Here is an 18,427-nt window from a genome sequence, read left to right as displayed (position 1 = left end):
GCGCAATAAATCGCGCCGCTACAACATCATCAGGGTTTGGCTTTGGACGGCTGTTGTTTATCCAGCCACTGATCCAGGCGGCTTTTCGCTTCACTCTGCAATTGCTGGCGCAAAACCTGATCCACCGGCAGCGAATATTGCAAATTGTCCCACTGACCGTACATACGCAGCGGGATAGTCTGCTCATTCATCACCGCAGCAAGCTTATCGTCGCCTTTCCAGCCACGCAGCATCATATTAATGGTGACATCCAGCTGACGAGTGGCGAGGTTAATATTGCCCTGGCTCTGCACGGCCAGATGGCTACTGCCACCCTGCAAATCCGGCAGGACGATGTTGCCATGATTCAGACTGATGCGACCGCTCAACTGCTGGATATTCTGGTCGTCGCTGGCGTCGTTGGTGACGCGATTGCTGATACGATCGACGGCACGGCGCACCATCTGCTGCAAATTGATCTGCGCCAGTTGCAGGTTGTTGGCGGTTAATTCCGCACTCCCCTGCCAGTTCTGTTTAGCATCATCGATACTCAGGCCGCTGCCACTCAAATCACCCTGCAGTGACACCGTTCCCTGTAACGCTTCCGGCAGTTCAAATGCCTTCAGCAGCGGCGCAATCGCCACCTGTGACAGTTCCGGTTGCAGCGTCACCTCAGTGACCGGATGACGAATATCTACCGTTCCCGGTATCGAGAACTGCCCGTCGCCCAGCTTGCCCTGCAATTGGCTGAGGGTCATCAGGCCCTCCTGATTGCTGGCGGCCAGTTGCAGATTGCTTAACGTCAATCCACGCCACACCGCTTTGTCCGCGTTGAGGTTCAGTGACAGGTCCATCATATTCAGCGGCGAATCGCTGTTGTCACGCTCACGCGGCTCGGCGATCACCGGGGTGCGTATCACGCTGACATGTTGCGGGGTACCGCTATCACTGACCGGGGCACTGGCCATCAGATTATCGAGATTCAGCGTCGAGGCATGCAGCTTTAGCGCGAACTGCTGCGGCAGAGAAATACGTCCTTGCGCGCTGCCATCAAGCGAACTGTCATTGGCACTCAGTTGCATTTTATTCAAGGCAAACTGCTGGCGGTCATTATTCCATTCACCTTCGCCACTCAGCGTCCCTTTGATTCCCTGGGTCGGCAAATTGGCGCCATCCAGCGTGTAATCCAGCGCATCAATCTGACCAGTCAAACGATGGGGATATTGCGCAGCATCAAGCTGTCCCTTGAGGCTGACCACAAGGTTGCGCTGATTGCGGGAAATACGGGTGCTGAGATCAATGCTGGCTTGCTTGCTGGCATCCTGAATCAGGTTGAGGTTCAGCGCGCGGAAGTTGTATTCGTCACCGCCCTGCTGCTGCCAAATCAGCAGGCTATCGGCAAGGCGCAGCTTACCAATATCAAATGACCAGCCATTGTTACTGGCAACCGGTTCGGCATCACGCGGCCCTACCGGTGCTCCCGTCGGCTTTTTCGCATCACTATCAGGCGTGACGCGGATGATGGCATTTTTCAGCATCACCTGGCTGACGCTCAGTTGATGAGAGAGTAACGGCCACAGGTTAACGTCGAGACGCATATTTTCCGCGATGACCACCGGCTGACTAGCCCCGGGCGCAGTCAGGCTCATCCGGCCAGCCAGAATGCTCAGCTGCGGCCAGACGTGCCAGCGCAGATCGCCACTGACCTGGAGCCGATAACCACTGCGTTGTTCCACCTGTTGTACCATATAGGTACGAAAGTCGTTGGGATTCACCAGCAACACCAGTGCTGTCATTCCCGCTACGACCACCACTAACAGGATGGCCAGCGTGGTTATCACTCTTCTCATTACATCCTCAATATCCGGCGATCAATCTTTGTCGATACGGCTGGCATCAGCACCCTGCTGGCCACGATATTTAGCATCTTCACGACGGTTGTACGGACGCGCCGCCGGGCCGGAGAGCGGCTCAAAACTCAGGGCACCAATCAGCATGCCGGGACGCAGTGCCAGCGGTAGCTTACCGGAATTATAAAATTCCAGCACGATGCGCCCCTGCCAGCCTGGGTCGATACGGTGTGCCGTCACATGCACCATTAACCCCAGACGGGCCAATGATGAACGACCATCCAGCCAGCCGACCAGATCATCCGGCAACGTCACTGATTCCAGCGTCACCGCCAGCGCCAGCTCGCCCGGATGCAGGAAGAACGCTTCCCCTTCCGGCAGCACAATTTCATCGCTCATCACGCGATCCAGTGCAGCACTCACCTCATGCTTTGGACCACTGAGGTCGATAAATGCCGCGGTGTGGCCGCGAAAGGTGCGGAACTGATTGCCGAGGCGCACATCGACCGTGGCACCATTAATACGCTCAACTGGCGGACGTGGCGAGATCGCCAGCTTACCGCTGTCCAGCCAGGTTTCTATATCGCGATCGCATAATCTCATCGCTGTGACTCCATGATTTAAGTGTAGCGAAAGGCTGCCGCTGATGTGACAACCTGAGCGCGTCACGTCCATCCGGACGCGGTTTATTCGAAGAACTGGTTAATTTTTGCCTTGAGGATATCAATGGCAATGCGGTTTTTCCCACCGCGCGGCACAATAATGTCGGCGTACTGCTTGGAGGGTTCGATAAACTGCAGGAACATCGGGCGAACCGTCTTCTGATACTGGCTCATCACTGAATCCATCGAACGGCCGCGTTCGTTAACATCACGTTTCATGCGACGCATCAGGCAGATATCCAGCGGGGTATCGACGAAAATGGAGAAATTCATTTCCTGACGCAGACGCGCATCAGTGAGCAGCAAGATCCCTTCGAGGATAATCACCTTTTTCGGCTTCAGGTGGATACACTCAGTGGTACGGGTGTGCTCAACATAGCTGTAAACCGGCAGTTCGATGTCCTGCCCCGCCTTCAGCGCCTGAAGATGTTGCAGCAGCAGGTCATGATCCATCGCACTCGGATGGTCATAATTGGTTTTGACCCTCTCTTCCATGGTCAGGTGGCTTTGATCTTTGTAGTAGGCATCTTCCGGGATTACCCCGATATGCTCGTCACCGACCTGGTCACGGATTTCACGATAGAGCGTGCTGGCAATAAGACTTTTTCCGGATGCGGATGCACCTGCAATGCCAACGATCACGCACTGATGGGACTTGTCAGTCATACTTTTTTAAGACCTGATAACTGGAGCCTGTTGAAGTCGGAACTTCGACGGGCCGATAATGAGAGGGTTTGGTTGGCGGCAATTATAGGTATTTCACCGGTTTGATGCCAGAGAAATGCGGGCCGTGGCTTTTCAGATTATCCCCTTTTGCAGCAAGCCGCTTAATCGATACACTGTTCTTCTGCCAATATTGCGTGCAATGTTGTGCCTGACCGTGTGTAAGTCCAAAGGAGATGTATGAGCTGGAAAACCCTGACCTATTTCGGTGACAGTATGCTGCTGATCCCCACTGCGGTGATCATCGCACTGGTGCTGCCGTGGAAAAGCGACAACCGCCGTACCGTGTGGTATTGGCTGCTGGCGTTTGGTCTGGCTGGTTTGCTGGTCAGCATTTCTAAAATTATGTTTCTTGGCTTTGGCATTGGCAGCGCCCGGTTTAACTTCACGGGCTTTAGCGGCCACAGCGCGATGTCTGCCACACTCTGGCCGGTAATGATGTGGCTGGTTTCCGGTCGCTGGTCCAGTTTCTGGCGCACGCTGACCATCAGTATCGGTTATCTGATCCCGATGATGGTCGGGTTATCCCGCCTCGCGATCCACGCACATTCACCCAGCGAAGTGATCGCTGGTCTGGCGCTGGGTTTTACACTCAGCAGCGCCTTCCTGCTTAGCCAGCGTGACACCGCGCTGAAAGCCTTTAGCCTGCCGCAGATGGGCGTAGCTTTTCTGGTGCCACTGTTACTCGTCAGCCATGGCCGCGTTGCCACCACACAGCAATTCCTTGAGCGCTTCTCTGCCGACCTTGCCGGTCTGGAAAAACCGTATACGCGTGCCGACCTCTTTCGTCAGTAACCTGACTGGCCCTTTGTTAACAAAGGGCCAGTCAATCTATTGAACAAGGGGCAAAAGTGAATTGGCGGCAGACATCTGTACCAGATGTGCTAGCATGCCTGATAGAGAATGACTGGCGCATTTTTCGTCGTGTTGCGAATGCGCGCTGCTGGATTCGTGCATGACCCTCGACATATTGACCTCGCAGTATGGCTCTAAGAAATATTGGCTCAGCGCCCTCTATCTGGGGGTAATCGCGTTTCTGCTAACGCTGTTTTGTCTGGAGCTAATTGTCGTCAGTGGGCGTATTTCGCCGCTGTGGTATTCCACCGCATTGATGACCATTGTGGTGTTCCGCGCCCCTGCGCCGCGCGTGCCGCTTCTGTTGCTGGGCTGTCTGATTGGCACTGCGCTAGCCAATCTGCTGATGATCGGTCCGGCAGTCAGTAACCTCAAATTTGCCTTACTGAATATGCTACAGGCGCTGATCGGTGGCATGATGCTCCGCGCGTTGCTTAACCGCAATGCACCACTGAATTCGCTGCTCGACTGGGGGCGTTACGTGGTGTGCGCCGGGCTGCTGGCACCGCTGGCAGGTGGGGTGCTGGCGCTGTGGATCCTGCATGTTGATGGCCAAGCCACACTGCCCTTTTTCTCGACCTGGGTAGTTTCAGAGATCATCGGTATGCTGGCGCTCGGTCCGGTGCTGCTGCTGTGGCCATCAGGTAAGCAGGAAAACCCGGTAGCGCGTCATCGCGGTCTGGAGACACTCTTCACCCTCGCCGTTACCCTGATCGCCAGTTATCTGAGCCTGCGCTATCTGCCGTGGCCCTTCACCTTTATTGTGGTGATTCTGTTCTGGTGCGCAGTACGCCTGCCGAAGTTTGAAGCTTTCTTACTTTTCCTGATCAACTCCAGCTTTATATCGTTCCTGCTGGCGTTTGGTCTGGTCAATCTCGGCCATGAGGATCGCATGCTGGGGCAGACCGGGACCTGGCTCCCCTTCCTGCTGGTATTACTCCCCAGCCATGTGATGGCTCTGGTGATGGATGCCTTTCAGCGTGAGAAAAACCATATCTCCGAAAATGAAACCCGCTTCCGTAATGCGATGGAATATTCCGCTATCGGCATGGCGCTGGTATCGCCGCAGGGCGGCTGGTTGCAGGTAAACCAATCGCTGTGTCGCACGCTGGGTTTCCCGGCTGATGAGTTGAAAAAACTCACCTTCCAGCAAATCACCCACCCGGACGATCTGGAATCCGACCTGCAGCAGCTGAACCGCCTGCTGAAGGGAGAAATCATGACTTATACCATGGAGAAGCGCTATTTCCGCAAAGATGGCGATATCGTCTGGGCGCGTCTGACGGTATCCATGGTGCGGGATACACAGCAGCAGCCGCTCTACTTCATTTCGCAGATTGTCGATATTTCCGAGCTGAAACAGAGTGAGCAGGTCAATCGTCGTCTGATGGAACGTATCACGCTGGCAAATGAAGCCGGGGGTATTGGCGTATGGGAGTGGAACCTGCTGACCGGTGAACTGATGTGGGATAAGCGCATGCACGAGCTGTATGGTCTGGCTGCCCATGAAGTGCCAACCTACGACCTGTGGATGCAGCGCGTGCACCCGTCAGAACAGGACTACGCCGCGCTTACGGTACAGGAAGCGATTGAGCGCCGCAGCGCGTTTCACATGGAATATCGCATCAACCTGCCGGATGGCATTCGCTATGTACGCACCGAGGCCAACCGTATCCTCAGCCAGGATGGGCAAATCGAACGCATGCTCGGCATCAGTCAGGATATCACCCATCTGCGTACCCTGAACGATGCGTTGTTCCAGGAAAAAGAGCGCATGGCAATCACCCTCGATTCGATCGGTGAGGCGGTGATCAGTACCAATGACGAAATGTGTGTCACCTTTATGAATCCGGTAGCGGAAATGATGACCGGCTGGACCCAGGATACGGCGGCGGGGCTGCCGATTTCTGAGTTACTCAATATTACGCGCGGAGCCAGTGGCCCTCGTCTCGAAAATTTATTGCTGTGCCAGTTACCGGCGGAAAAAACCACCCCCGGCCTGGAAGAGGAGCTGGTGCTGCATACCGCCGACGGTGGCGTGTTCGAAATCCATTACAGCATTACGCCGTTGAAAACCCTGACCGGCGAAAACATTGGTGCCGTGATGGTGATTCAGGACGTTAGCGAATCACGCAATATGATGAAGCGCCTGAGCTACAGCGCCTCACACGATATGCTGACACGTCTGCCCAACCGGCTGAGCTTTGAACAGCAACTCAAGCGTCTGCTGAGCGATGCCACGGTGCATCAGCATCAACACGTACTGGTGTTTATCGACCTCGATAAATTTAAAGCGGTGAATGATACCGCAGGCCATGCGGCCGGGGACGCGTTGTTGCGCGAGCTGGGTGAACTGATGCAGCATCATTTACGCAGCAGTGATTTCCTCGCCCGCCTCGGTGGTGATGAGTTTGGGCTGCTGCTGCCGGATTGTGAGGTGGACCAGGTTAGGGATGTGGTGCATCGCCTGGTCACGGCGGTCAATCAGTATCGCTTTATGTGGATGGAGAACGTCTACCAGGTCGGTGCCAGTGCGGGTATGACGCAAATTGATGAACATAACTGCATCAGCAACCTGGTGATGTCACAGGCGGATGTTGCCTGTTACAGCGCCAAACACGCCGGACGTGGTCAGTATCACGTTTACCAGGAAATACAGATGTAATCTGCCTTGCCTGCCCGCCTGAGCTGCGCTAAAGTCGCCCCCTTTTTTCAGGCATGGGGGAAATGATGTTTATCGGATTCGATTACGGCACAGCCAACTGTTCCATCGCAGTCAGCGATCGGGGCGTACCACGACTGCTTACGCTGGAGAATGGTCAGCGCCTGCTTCCCTCCATGATTTGCGCCCCGACCCGCGAAGCCATTAGCGAGTGGCTGTATCGCCATCATCAGGTACCTACCCCGGATAACGAAGGCCAGGCGTTGCTGCAACGCGCGTTACGCTTTAACCGCGAAGAAGATATCGATGTCACGCCGGGCAGCGTGCAGTTTGGCCTCACGGCGTTGCAGAACTATATGGTCGATCCGGAAGAGGTGTGGTTTGTAAAATCACCCAAATCCTTTCTCGGGGCCAGCGGCCTGAAACCACAACAGATCGCGCTGTTTGAAGATTTGGTGTGCGCCATGATGCTGCATATCCGTCAGCAAGGCGAAAGCCAGCTGGATCAACCGATTGAGCAGGCGGTCATTGGCCGTCCCATCAACTTCCAGGGGCTGGGTGGCGATGAGGCGAATGAACAGGCTCAGGGCATTCTGCTGCGTGCAGCAAAACGCGCCGGATTCCGCGATGTCGAATTCCAGTTCGAGCCGGTCGCCGCGGGCCTCGATTTTGAAGCCACGCTGGAAAAAGAAACGCGCGTGCTGGTGGTGGATATCGGCGGCGGCACTACCGACTGTTCGATGCTGCTGATGGGACCCGAATGGCGGAACAAAGCCGATCGCCGCGAGAGTTTACTCGGCCACAGTGGCTGCCGCGTCGGGGGTAACGATCTCGATATCATGCTGGCATTCAAAACCCTGATGCCCCTGCTCGGTCTTGGTGGCAGCACGCAAAAAGGCATTGCCCTGCCCGCTTTGCCGTGGTGGAACGCGGTGGCGATTAACGATGTTCCGGCACAGAGCGAGTTCTATTCCGCCGCCTGTGGCAAGTTGTTGCGTGATTTAATCCGCGATGCCCAGAACCCCGACCAGGTCACTCACCTGCTGAAAGTGTGGCAGCAAAAACTGAGTTATCGCTTGGTACGTGCGGCAGAGGAAAGCAAAATCGCCCTGTCCGAGCAGCCGATCACATCCGCCTCACTGGCATTTATTGCCTCACAGTTGCAGGCGGAAACCAGCACCAGCCAGCTGGAAGAGGCGATCAATCAGCCGCTGGAGCGGATTCTGGAACAGGTTCACCTGGCGCTGGCAACCTGCGCCACCAAACCTGAAGTGATCTATCTGACCGGCGGCAGCGCGCGTTCACCGATTCTGCGCGCGGCACTCCAACAAGCATTACCGGATACGCCGATCGCCAGCGGCGATGATTTTGGCTCGGTGACCGCAGGTCTGGCTCGCTGGGCTGAAATTATGTTTGCCTGAGATAAAAAAAGGCGTCCCGCAGGACGCCTTCCGCAAAGTTTCTGATTAGAAACTGATATTTGCCGCGATACCACCAATAAACGCATCTTTCACTTCGCTCACTGCACCCGGCGCCGTGACATATTGCAGGTTCGGACGCAGCTGGAGCCATTTGGTCAGCTGAGCGTTGTAGTAGATTTCATAGTTGTATTCTGAACCATCCTGAATCGGCAGATAGGTCGGGCTGTTGTAGTCCGTCTCACCGTTAGCCGCATTCTGCTGGCGTAATGCTGTGGTGTAAGAGCTGTTGACGTGAATACGTGCCGCACCAATACCAATTTCATCGGCAGGACGCGCGTCAAACGGCCCTTTCCAGGTAAAGCTGATGGATTGATAGTTGTCGGTTTTCGAGGTTTTGTGGTCGTTCATTACCGCCTGAACCGTCACGCCAAGACCACGGCTGGCATCGCCACCCTGTGCAGTCAGCTGTTGTTGCAACAGCACATAACCGCCGTAGGCATGCGCCTGATCCTGGTAACCACCGTTGCGCCAGCTACCGTAGACATCGCCATCTACTGAAGAATAGTAATAACCGATACGGTAGTTACCCGGCAGTTTGTCCGGACCAAAGGTGGGTTTCCAGCCCAATTCCACCGGCACCATATTGCCTAAGGAATTGCCCATATCGAGACGGAAGCCATTGCCGGTATCGTAGTTTTTCGGGTTATCGTTGTAGAAGCCCACCTGGAAGAAGACTTCCGGGGTAATGTTAAATTTGATACGACCGCCCCACTGGGAAACCGGCCAGTTGTACCAACGATCGCCACGCCAGTTACCGGCCTGGCCGCTACCGAATGCCAGGTTCTGGAACTTGCTATCAAAGTTATCGAAGTCTTCGCCCACCGTGACACGACCGGCTTTGATATCAACCACATCGTTAAATAATCCCTGACGTAACCAGAACTGCGTTAAACGCCAGGTCTGTCCACGACCATAAACTTCCTGCACAGAGGAGAGCATGCCGCTACGCGGATCGCCCACCTGATCAGAAATATTCTGGCCATTACGGTCGGTGATGGTCATCTGGAATTCAGCATCCTGCCAGTTCAGCAGTTTTTCCAGGTCTAAATTAACGCCAAACGCCCATTGGTCGCTGTAGCGCATTGAGGTGTTTTTATCGTAACCGCCACCCAGGTTAGAAGCACTTTCCATGGTGTAGTTAACATCAAACTTAACGCCATCATTCTCCAGTTGGGTTCGGTAACCGCCCCAGTCACCGAACATGTAGGGTGAATCGTAGCTGAATGCATCCGCTGCCACGGCAGAGGCACTCAGCAGAGCAAACATAATGGTTCCCGCGGCCAGACGGCTCGGGAGGCGTTGCACTGCTTCTTTTCTGTTCATGATGATTATTCTTTTGTGAGTTTCTGGAAAGATCGAGCAGAGAATAGTGCTGGGGTAGGGGGCGTTTTTGCAAATATGTGCTCAGAGTTCCGTAGAGTGACAGTTTTTTAACGCAATTGTGACAGCGATCTATGAATGAAAATCTTTTGCCGAAAATGGCATTTTTTGACTGGAAAAAATAATCGGACAGTTCCGAACCTATCTTATTGTTACGGCGCGATAAACCGTGCCGTAACCCTTCAATCATTAATTGGCTGCGCTGGCGCGGGACAGTTCTTCAATCTCCTGTTTGCTTAGCGTCAGCTGTGTCGCTTTCACCAGATCATCAATCTGCGACAGCGAGGTCGCGCTCACAATCGGCGCAGTGATGCTCGGGCGCGCAATCTGCCAGGCCAGTGCCACCTGGGTTGGCGATGCATCGTGCGAGTCGGCCACATCGTCCAGCGCTTCCAGAATAAGCAGGCCACGCGGATTGAGATATTTGGCAACCACGCCCTGCCCGCGTGCACTTTTGCTGGCATCCGCGGCTTTACGATATTTTCCACTGAGGAAGCCGCTCGCCAGTGAATAATAATTAATCACGCCCAGGCCATGTCCCACCGCGACCTGCTCCAGGCCGTTTTCGTAACCCTGGCGATCATAAAGGTTGTACTCAGGTTGCAGAGTTTCATAACGTGCTAATCCCTGCTGCTCGCTGATTTTTAGTGCTTCCTGCAAACGGTCGGCGCTGTAGTTAGAGGCTCCAATGGCACGGACCTTGCCCTCTTTGATCAGCGAATCAAACGCGGCCAGCGTCTCGGCCAGCGGGGTATCCTGATCGTCGCGGTGTGCCTGATACAGGTCGATGTAGTCGGTTTGCAGACGGCGCAGCGAATCTTCCACTGCCTGACGAATATATTGTGGCTTCAGGCCGGTTTTTTCCGGTGACAGCTCCATACCCACTTTGGTCGCCAGTACGATGCTGTCGCGTTTGCCGCTTTTCTTCAGCCATTTGCCAATGATAGTTTCGGATTCACCGCCTGCATTACCGGGTACCCAGCGTGAATAAACATCGGCGGTGTCGATGAACCACAATCCCTTCTCCACCAGCGCATCCAGCAGGGAAAACGAGGTTTTCTCATCAACGGTCCAGCCGAAGACATTACCTCCAAAAGTGAGAACCGGCACTGCAATACCACTGTCGCCAAGCTGGCGGGTAGATTGTTGACTCATTTTATTTCTCCTTAATTGAAACGAGACGGTATAGCTTCCGAGCTTAGCAAAGGGCCGAAACATGCTGGTGAAAAAATCCTGATAAATTCGTACAGAATATGAATAATTAGCAGGCTCAGAACGATATTCTTAATTCCTTCAATTTTTGCCCAGACCAGGCGATTACAATTCTTTGGTTTGCGCTCCGGTTGGTTGGGTTGCGCATTTTGGGAAACGACTACGCAGGAGAGCGCATCAATTCATGAAGAACCGACATCCGTTGTGGAAAAAAAGTCTCATCACCCTGGCGATCGTCGCTGTGCTGGCCGGAGGTTATTACTGGTGGCAGCATCCGGCAGAACCGAATAAACAACCACAGGCCGAAGGACAGCGCCATCATGGTCGTGGTGCCGGTGGCGCAAATGGTGGGGGTCGTCCACTGGCGCCGGTGCAGGCCGCAAACGCCGAATTACAAAGCGTTCCGCATTATCTGAGTGGGTTGGGCACCGTCACCGCCGCCAACACCGTCACAGTACGCAGCCGTGTGGATGGTCAGCTCATGGCGCTACATTTCAATGAAGGTCAGCAGGTGACTGCCGGGGCGTTACTGGCAGAAATCGATCCGCGCCCTTATCAGGTCGCATTGATTCAGGCTCAGGGACAACTGGCGAAAGATCAGGCCACACTGGCTAATGCGCGGCGTGATTTAGCCCGTTATGAACAACTGGCGAAAACCGCGCTGGTGTCGCAGCAGGAACTGGATACCCAACGTTCACTGGTGAGTGAAACCCTCGGTACCATCAAGGCCGATGAAGGTAACGTCGCCAGCGCCCAGCTCAATCTGACCTATAGCCGTATCACCGCCCCCATTTCCGGGCGGGTTGGCCTGAAACAGGTTGATGTCGGTAACTACGTGACTTCCAGTGATACCACTGGGTTAGTGGTGATCACGCAAACCCACCCGATCGACGTGGTGTTCAGCGTGGCAGAGAATAATATCAGCCAGATCCTCAAAGCACAGAAAAGCGGCCAGCCGCTGGTGGTGGATGCCTGGGATCGCAGCAATAAAACCCTGCTGACCTCCGGCACCCTGCTGAGTATTGATAACCAGATCGATGTCACCACTGGCACCATCAAACTGAAAGCGCGCTTCAGCAACGAGGATGACGCGCTGTTCCCCAACCAGTTCGTCAATGCGCGCCTGAAAGTCGATACCCTGCAGGATGCGGTGGTGATCCCCACCGCCGCATTGCAAATGAGTAATGAGGGGCATTTCGTCTGGGTGGTGAACAGCGAGAATAAAGTGAGTAAAAAACGGGTCACCGCCGGTTTGCAGGACAGCCAGCAAGTGGTGATCAGTGCCGGGCTGGCCGCAGGGGATCGCGTGGTCACAGATGGTCTGGACCGCTTAACTGAAGGGGCGACGGTCGAAATTGTCGCACCGCAAAGCACCACGCCGCTGAACCGGCGCGCCACCCAACCGGCACGTGGAGAACGTCAATAATGCAGGTGATGCCTCCCGACGCCAGCGGCGGACCGTCGCGCCTGTTTATTCTGCGCCCGGTGGCGACCACGCTGCTGATGATCGCCATCCTGCTGGCCGGTATTCTCGGTTATCGCTTCCTGCCGGTGTCCGCGTTGCCGGAAGTGGATTATCCGACGATTCAGGTCGTTACCCTCTACCCCGGGGCCAGCCCGGATGTGGTGACCTCCTCAATTACCGCACCACTGGAGCGTCAGTTCGGCCAGATGTCCGGGCTGAAGCAGATGTCCTCGCAAAGCTCCGGTGGCGCTTCGGTGGTCACACTGCAATTCCAGCTCTCATTGTCGCTGGATGTGGCGGAACAGGAAGTGCAGGCGGCGATCAACTCCGCCACCAACCTGCTACCCAGCGATCTGCCTAACCCGCCGGTTTACAGTAAAGTCAATCCGGCGGATCCGCCGATTATGACTCTCGCCGTCACCACCACCAGCATGCCGTTAACTCAGGTGCAGGATATGGTGGAAACGCGCGTGGCGCAGAAAATTTCCCAGGTCTCCGGTGTCGGGCTGGTGACCCTTTCTGGCGGGCAACGCCCGGCAGTACGAGTGCAAATGAACGCCCAGGCGCTGGCGTCGCTGGGGCTAACCAGCGAAACGGTGCGCACAGCGATCAGCAATGCCAACGTCAATTCAGCTAAAGGCAGCCTGGATGGCCCCACTCGTTCCATCACCCTGTCCGCCAACGACCAGATGACCTCCGCCGAGGATTATCGCCGCCTCATCATCAGCTACAACAATGGCGCACCGGTGCGTCTGGGTGATATTGCCACCATTGAACAGGGAGCAGAAAACAGCTGGCTCGGTGCCTGGGCCAATCGGCAGCCCGCGATTGTGCTTAACGTACAACGTCAGCCGGGGGCCAATATCATTGCCACCGCTGATAACATTCGCGCCCTGCTGCCATCACTCACCGCAGCGCTGCCTAAGTCGGTTGAGGTCACACTGCTGACCGACCGCACCACCAATATCCGCGCCTCCGTTGCGGATACCCAGCATGAACTGATGCTGGCGATTGGTCTGGTGGTGATGATCATTTACCTGTTCCTGCGTAATGTCCCGGCGACCATTATCCCGGCGGTAGCGGTGCCACTGTCACTGGTGGGCACCTTTGCCGCGATGTATTTCCTCGGTTTCTCCATTAACAACCTGACGCTGATGGCGCTGACCATTGCCACCGGCTTCGTGGTTGATGATGCCATCGTGGTGATCGAGAATATTTCCCGTTATCTGGAGAAAGGTGAGAAACCCCTGACCGCCGCACTGAAAGGCGCAGGCGAAATCGGGTTCACCATCATCTCCCTGACCTTTTCGTTAATTGCCGTGCTGATTCCGCTGTTATTTATGGGCGATGTGATTGGCCGCCTGTTCCGCGAATTTGCCGTTACCCTCGCGGTGGCGATCCTGATTTCCGCCGTGGTGTCGCTGACGCTGACGCCAATGATGTGCGCGCGTATGCTAAGCCTCGAATCGCTGCGTAAACAAAACCGTTTTTCCCGCGCCAGTGAAGCGATGTTTGACCGTATCATCGCCGGTTATGGTCGCTGGCTGACACAGGTACTTCGACATCCCTGGCTGACGCTGTCGGTGGCGCTCGGCACCCTGCTGCTTACCGTGTTGCTGTGGATAGCGATTCCCAAAGGCTTCTTTCCCCAGCAGGACAACGGCATTATTCAGGGGACATTGCAGGCTCCGCAGTCGGTTTCCTATGCCAGCATGGCGCAACGCACGCGTGATGTGGCGTCGATTGTGATGAAAGATCCGGCAGTGCAGAGCCTGACGTCATTTGTCGGTGTTGACGGCACCAATGCCGCGCTCAACAGCGCACGGCTGCAAATCAACCTGAAACCCCTGTCCGAGCGTGATGACCGCATCCCGGCGGTACAAAAAAGGCTACAGGCAGCGGTGGCGCAGATTCCGGGGGTCTCGCTCTGGTTGCAGCCGGTACAGGATCTCACCATCGATACCCAGGCCAGCCGCACCCCCTATCAGTTCACGCTGCAATCGGGTTCGCTGGAGTCGCTCAGTACCTGGGTTCCTGCGCTGCTTAACCAGCTCAATACCCTGCCTGAGTTACGCGATGTCAGCAGCGACTGGCAGGATCAGGGGCTGGAAGCCTTTATTCGCGTCGATCGCGACAGCGCCAGCCGACTCGGCATCACCATGGCGGATATCGACAATGCGCTGTACAACGCCTTTGGTCAGCGCCTGATCTCCACCATCTACACCCAGGCAAATCAGTATCGCGTGGTGCTGGGGCAAAACAACGATGCCACACCCGGCCTTGCCAGCCTTGACGGCATTCGTCTTGCCAGCACCGCTGGTGGCAGCGTACCGCTCAGCGCCATTGCCACGGTGGAGGAACGTCACGCCGCACTGAGCATCAACCATCTTGACCAGTTCCCGTCAGCCACGTTTTCATTTAACGTCGCCGAGGGCTATTCACTGGGTGAAGCGGTTAAAGCCATCAGTGCGGCGGAAGACCAGGTGGGGATGCCTGCCGAGATGATGACGCAATTCCAGGGCAGCACGCTGGCGTTCGAGGCGGCGCTGACCAGCACGGTGTGGCTGATTATCGCGGCGGTGGTGGCGATGTATATCGTGCTCGGCGTGCTGTACGAGAGTTTTATTCACCCCATCACCATCCTCTCAACGCTGCCCACCGCCGGGGTGGGTGCGCTGCTGGCGCTGATGCTGAGCGGTAACGAGCTGGATATTGTGGCCATCATCGGCATCATCCTGCTGATCGGTATCGTGAAGAAAAACGCCATCATGATGATCGACTTCGCGCTGGCCGCCGAACGTGAACAGGGGATGGCACCCTATGAGGCGATTTATCAGGCCTGCCTGCTGCGTTTCCGCCCGATACTGATGACAACCCTGGCGGCGTTGCTTGGCGCGTTGCCACTGATGCTGAGCATGGGTGCGGGTGCTGAGCTGCGGCGTCCACTGGGGATCGCGATGGTAGGGGGACTGATCCTCAGCCAGATCCTGACGCTGTTCACCACGCCGGTGATCTACCTGTTATTTGACCGTCTGGCGCACGCCACGCGCCGCCGCTTCCAACGTTCGGAGGCACAACCGTGAAGTTTTTCGCCCTGTTTATCCACCGGCCTGTCGCTACCACGCTGCTGACGCTGGCGATTGCGCTGGCGGGTATTCTCGGCTTCCGCCTGCTGCCGGTTGCGCCACTGCCGCAGGTGGATTTTCCGGTAATTGTGATTTCCGCTTCCCTGCCCGGCGCCTCGCCGGAAACCATGGCGTCGTCAGTCGCGACCCCGCTGGAGCGCTCGCTCGGGCGTATCGCCGGGGTCAGCGAGATGACCTCCACCAGCTCGCTCGGCAGCACCCGTATTATTCTGGTGTTTGATTTTGACCGCGATATTAACGGTGCGGCGCGCGATGTGCAGGCGGCGATCAATGCCGCGCAAAGCCTGCTGCCGACGGGTATGCCGAGCCGTCCGACTTATCGCAAAGCCAACCCGTCCGACGCGCCCATCATGATTCTGACGCTGACCTCGGACATTTATAATCCCGGTCAGCTGTATGATTACGCCTCAACCCAGCTGGCACAGAAATTGTCGCAGATTGAAGGCGTTGGCGATGTCACCGTCGGGGGGAGTTCATTACCGGCGGTGCGTGTCGATCTCAATCCACAGGCGCTGTTTAATCAAGGCGTATCGCTGGATGCGGTGCGCACTGCCATTGTTAACGCCAACCAGCGCCGCCCGCAGGGTGCGATTGACGATCAGCAACTGCGCTGGCAGCTGCGTACCAACGATGAACTGCAATCGGCCAGCGATTACCAACCGCTGGTGGTGAACTATAACAACGGGGCGTCCGTCAGACTGAGTGACGTGGCCAACGTGCAGGATTCAGTGCAGGACGTGCGTAACGCCGGGATGACCAATGGTAAACCCGCAGTGCTGCTGATCATCCGTAAGTCACCAGATGCCAACATTATCGATACGGTTGACCGCATCCGCGCCGAACTGCCGCTGCTGCATGATGTGATCCCGGCGTCTATTGACTTACAGGTCGCTCAGGATCGTTCGCCGACCATTCGCGCCTCTCTGCATGAGGTGGAGCAGTCGCTGGTGATTGCTGTGGCGCTGGTGATTCTGGTGGTATTTTTCTTTTTACGCGATGGCCGCGCCACGCTGATCCCCGCCGCAGCGGTGCCGGTTTCGCTGATTGGCACCTTTGCCGCCATGTATCTGTGTGGCTTCAGCCTGAACAACCTGTCGCTGATGGCGCTGACCATCGCCACCGGCTTTGTGGTGGATGATGCCATCGTGGTGCTGGAGAACATTGCGCGCCATGTGGAAGCGGGGATGAAACCCCTGCAGGCCGCGTTGCAGGGGGTGCGCGAGGTCGGATTTACCGTGCTGTCGATGAGCCTGTCGCTGATTGCGGTATTCCTGCCGCTGCTGATGCTGGGCGGCCTGATTGGGCGTTTCTTCTCCGAGTTCGCCATCACCTTGTCAGTGGCGATTCTGATTTCGCTGTTTGTCTCCATCACCCTGACACCGATGATGTGCGCGTATTTGCTCAAGCCCCAGGCCCGTCGCGCGCAACCGCGCTTACGGGGTTTTGGTCGGCTGCTGATGGCGGTACAGCATGGCTACGGTCGCTCGCTGGGCTGGGTTCTGGATCATGCGCGTTGGGTACTGCTGGTGTTGATCGCTACCGTCGGTCTGACCATCTGGCTGTTTATTTCTATCCCCAAAACCTTTATGCCAGAGCAGGATACCGGGCGGCTGACTGGCTTTATTTCCGCCGATCAGAGCATCTCCTTCCAGGCGATGCGCGGCAAATTGCAGGATTTCATGAACATCATCAAAGCCGATCCGGCGGTGGATAACGTCACCGGCTTTACCGGCGGTTCGCGTACCAACAGCGGTTCGATGTTCATCTCGCTTAAACCTTTATCTGAGCGCAGCGAAAATGCGCAGCAAGTGATTGCGCGCCTGCGCATCAAACTGGCGAAGGAACCGGGCGCAAATCTCTACCTCAACGCGGTGCAGGATCTTCGCATCGGAGGACGTGAATCCAACGCCAGTTATCAGTACAGCCTGCTGTCCGATAATCTGACGGACCTGCGCACCTGGGAACCGCAGATCCGTCAGGCATTCTCCAGCTTGCCGGAACTGGCCGACGTTAACTCGGATCAACAGGACAAAGGCAGCGAAATGGACCTGACGTACGATCGCGACAGCATGGCACGGCTGGGCATCGATGTCTCCGCCGCCAACGCGCTGCTAAATAATGCCTTTGGTCAGCGTCAGATTTCCACCATTTATCAGCCGCTGAATCAGTACAAAGTGGTGATGGAAGTCGATCCACGCTACACCCAGGATATCAGCTCGCTGGACCAGATGTTCGTGATCAATAGCGATGGCAAAGCTATCCCGCTGAGCTGGTTTGCCCGCTGGCAACCGGCCAACGCGCCGCTGTCCGTTAACCATCAGGGCTTATCGGCCGCTTCGACTATCTCATTCAACCTGCCGGAAGGGGTATCCTTATCCCAGGCGTCGGATGCCATCGACCGCACCATGACGGCACTCGGTGTGCCCGCCAGCGTACGCGGCAGCTTTGCTGGTACCGCGCAGGTGTTCCAGCAATCACAATCCAGCCAGCTGTACCTGATTCTGGCGGCAATTGCGGCGGTCTATATCGTGCTGGGGATTTTGTACGAGAGCTACGTCCACCCGCTGACCATTCTCTCTACCCTGCCCTCGGCCGGGGTCGGCGCGCTGCTGGCGCTGGAGCTGTTTAATACGCCGTTCAGCCTGATTGCGCTGATTGGCATTCTGCTGCTGATTGGCATCGTGAAGAAAAACGCCATCATGATGGTCGATTTTGCCCTCGAAGCTGAACGCAAAGGCAATCTGACCGCACGTGACGCGATTTTCCAGGCCTGCCAGCTGCGTTTCCGCCCGATCATGATGACCACACTGGCGGCGCTGTTTGGTGCACTGCCACTGGTGCTGACCAGCGGCGACGGCGCGGAACTGCGTCAGCCGCTCGGCATCACCATCGCCGGTGGCCTGGTGATGAGCCAGTTGCTGACGCTCTACACCACCCCGGTGGTGTATCTGATGATGGATAAGCTGCGGCGCAGGAAGCGTCCGGTACTGATCAACATTCAGGAGAATTGAC

11 protein-coding genes are annotated in these 18,427 nt (G+C 56.2%); 6 read left to right on the top strand and 5 right to left on the bottom strand.

All coding sequences use genetic code 11. The annotated features are described in order from the left end of the window. Window positions 1–29: 29 nt before the first annotated feature. The 3 genes from asmA to udk all read right to left on the bottom strand — a co-directional run bounded on the left by asmA (window position 30) and on the right by udk (window position 3,157). Complete coding sequence (gene asmA, locus PW844_RS00870; RefSeq protein WP_299445578.1) at window positions 30–1,829, bottom strand: outer membrane assembly protein AsmA; 1,800 nt, start codon at window positions 1,827–1,829, stop codon at window positions 30–32. A 21-nt stretch (window positions 1,830–1,850) separates the two neighbouring features. Then, entirely contained in the window at window positions 1,851–2,432 is a 582-nt protein-coding gene (gene dcd, locus PW844_RS00865) for a dCTP deaminase (protein WP_013509754.1), read from the bottom strand. An 83-nt stretch (window positions 2,433–2,515) separates the two neighbouring features. Continuing rightward, window positions 2,516–3,157, bottom strand: coding sequence for a uridine kinase (gene udk / locus PW844_RS00860; RefSeq protein WP_299445574.1), 642 nt, complete (start codon window positions 3,155–3,157; stop codon window positions 2,516–2,518). Between the two features lie 237 nt (window positions 3,158–3,394). On the opposite strand from udk, the gene PW844_RS00855 reads away from it, so the two are divergent. The 3 genes from PW844_RS00855 to yegD all read left to right on the top strand — a co-directional run bounded on the left by PW844_RS00855 (window position 3,395) and on the right by yegD (window position 8,152). Continuing rightward, complete coding sequence (locus PW844_RS00855; protein WP_299445572.1) at window positions 3,395–4,009, top strand: phosphatase PAP2 family protein; 615 nt, start codon at window positions 3,395–3,397, stop codon at window positions 4,007–4,009. Between the two features lie 160 nt (window positions 4,010–4,169). Continuing rightward, window positions 4,170–6,734, top strand: coding sequence for a diguanylate cyclase (locus PW844_RS00850; protein WP_299445570.1), 2,565 nt, complete (start codon window positions 4,170–4,172; stop codon window positions 6,732–6,734). Window positions 6,735–6,799: 65 nt separating this feature from the next. Beyond that, window positions 6,800–8,152 carry a molecular chaperone gene (yegD, locus tag PW844_RS00845; RefSeq protein ID WP_299445684.1) on the top strand — a complete coding sequence of 451 codons (1,353 nt, stop codon included), beginning with the start codon at window positions 6,800–6,802 and terminating at the stop codon, window positions 8,150–8,152. 45 nt (window positions 8,153–8,197) lie between these two features. Here the strand turns inward: yegD and PW844_RS00840 are convergent, their stop codons facing one another. Both PW844_RS00840 and PW844_RS00835 read right to left on the bottom strand, forming a co-directional pair. Further along, a complete protein-coding gene (locus PW844_RS00840) occupies window positions 8,198–9,535 on the bottom strand; it encodes a carbohydrate porin (protein ID WP_299445568.1) in 1,338 nt (445 codons plus the stop codon). Between the two features lie 246 nt (window positions 9,536–9,781). Further along, window positions 9,782–10,747 carry an aldo/keto reductase gene (locus tag PW844_RS00835; protein WP_299445566.1) on the bottom strand — a complete coding sequence of 322 codons (966 nt, stop codon included), beginning with the start codon at window positions 10,745–10,747 and terminating at the stop codon, window positions 9,782–9,784. Between the two features lie 241 nt (window positions 10,748–10,988). On the opposite strand from PW844_RS00835, the gene PW844_RS00830 reads away from it, so the two are divergent. Genes PW844_RS00830 through mdtC form a run of 3 tightly spaced genes read left to right on the top strand, consistent with a single transcriptional unit; the run spans window position 10,989 to window position 18,426 of the window. Further along, window positions 10,989–12,230: an MdtA/MuxA family multidrug efflux RND transporter periplasmic adaptor subunit gene (locus PW844_RS00830; RefSeq protein ID WP_299445564.1), complete on the top strand. Its 1,242-nt coding sequence runs from the start codon at window positions 10,989–10,991 to the stop codon at window positions 12,228–12,230. Next, entirely contained in the window at window positions 12,230–15,352 is a 3,123-nt protein-coding gene (locus PW844_RS00825; protein ID WP_299445562.1) for an MdtB/MuxB family multidrug efflux RND transporter permease subunit, read from the top strand. The genes PW844_RS00830 and PW844_RS00825 overlap by 1 nt, the downstream gene beginning before the upstream one ends. Further along, window positions 15,349–18,426, top strand: a complete 3,078-nt coding sequence (gene mdtC / locus PW844_RS00820; RefSeq protein WP_299445560.1) for a multidrug efflux RND transporter permease subunit MdtC — start codon at window positions 15,349–15,351, stop codon at window positions 18,424–18,426. Before PW844_RS00825 ends, mdtC begins: the two co-directional genes overlap by 4 nt. Window position 18,427 lies beyond the last annotated feature (1 nt).

The sequence above is a fragment of the Pantoea sp. genome (assembly GCF_028283705.1).
GTDB lineage: Bacteria > Pseudomonadota > Gammaproteobacteria > Enterobacterales > Enterobacteriaceae > Pantoea.
The sequence above is the reverse complement of the archived record's forward strand: the minus strand, read 5'-3'. Positions and strand labels throughout refer to the sequence as shown.

Bases quoted from the DNA above. Each gene is read 5' to 3' on its own strand.
- yegD (WP_299445684.1), top strand. From the start codon at position 6,800: ATGTTTATCGGATTCGATTACGGCACAGCCAACTGTTCCATCGCAGTC.
- udk (WP_299445574.1), bottom strand. From the start codon at position 3,157: ATGACTGACAAGTCCCATCAGTGCGTGATCGTTGGCATTGCAGGTGCA.
- PW844_RS00855 (WP_299445572.1), top strand. From the start codon at position 3,395: ATGAGCTGGAAAACCCTGACCTATTTCGGTGACAGTATGCTGCTGATC.
- PW844_RS00825 (WP_299445562.1), top strand. From the start codon at position 12,230: ATGCAGGTGATGCCTCCCGACGCCAGCGGCGGACCGTCGCGCCTGTTT.
- asmA (WP_299445578.1), bottom strand. From the start codon at position 1,829: ATGAGAAGAGTGATAACCACGCTGGCCATCCTGTTAGTGGTGGTCGTA.
- PW844_RS00850 (WP_299445570.1), top strand. From the start codon at position 4,170: ATGACCCTCGACATATTGACCTCGCAGTATGGCTCTAAGAAATATTGG.
- PW844_RS00835 (WP_299445566.1), bottom strand. From the start codon at position 10,747: ATGAGTCAACAATCTACCCGCCAGCTTGGCGACAGTGGTATTGCAGTG.
- PW844_RS00830 (WP_299445564.1), top strand. From the start codon at position 10,989: ATGAAGAACCGACATCCGTTGTGGAAAAAAAGTCTCATCACCCTGGCG.
- dcd (WP_013509754.1), bottom strand. From the start codon at position 2,432: ATGAGATTATGCGATCGCGATATAGAAACCTGGCTGGACAGCGGTAAG.
- PW844_RS00840 (WP_299445568.1), bottom strand. From the start codon at position 9,535: ATGAACAGAAAAGAAGCAGTGCAACGCCTCCCGAGCCGTCTGGCCGCG.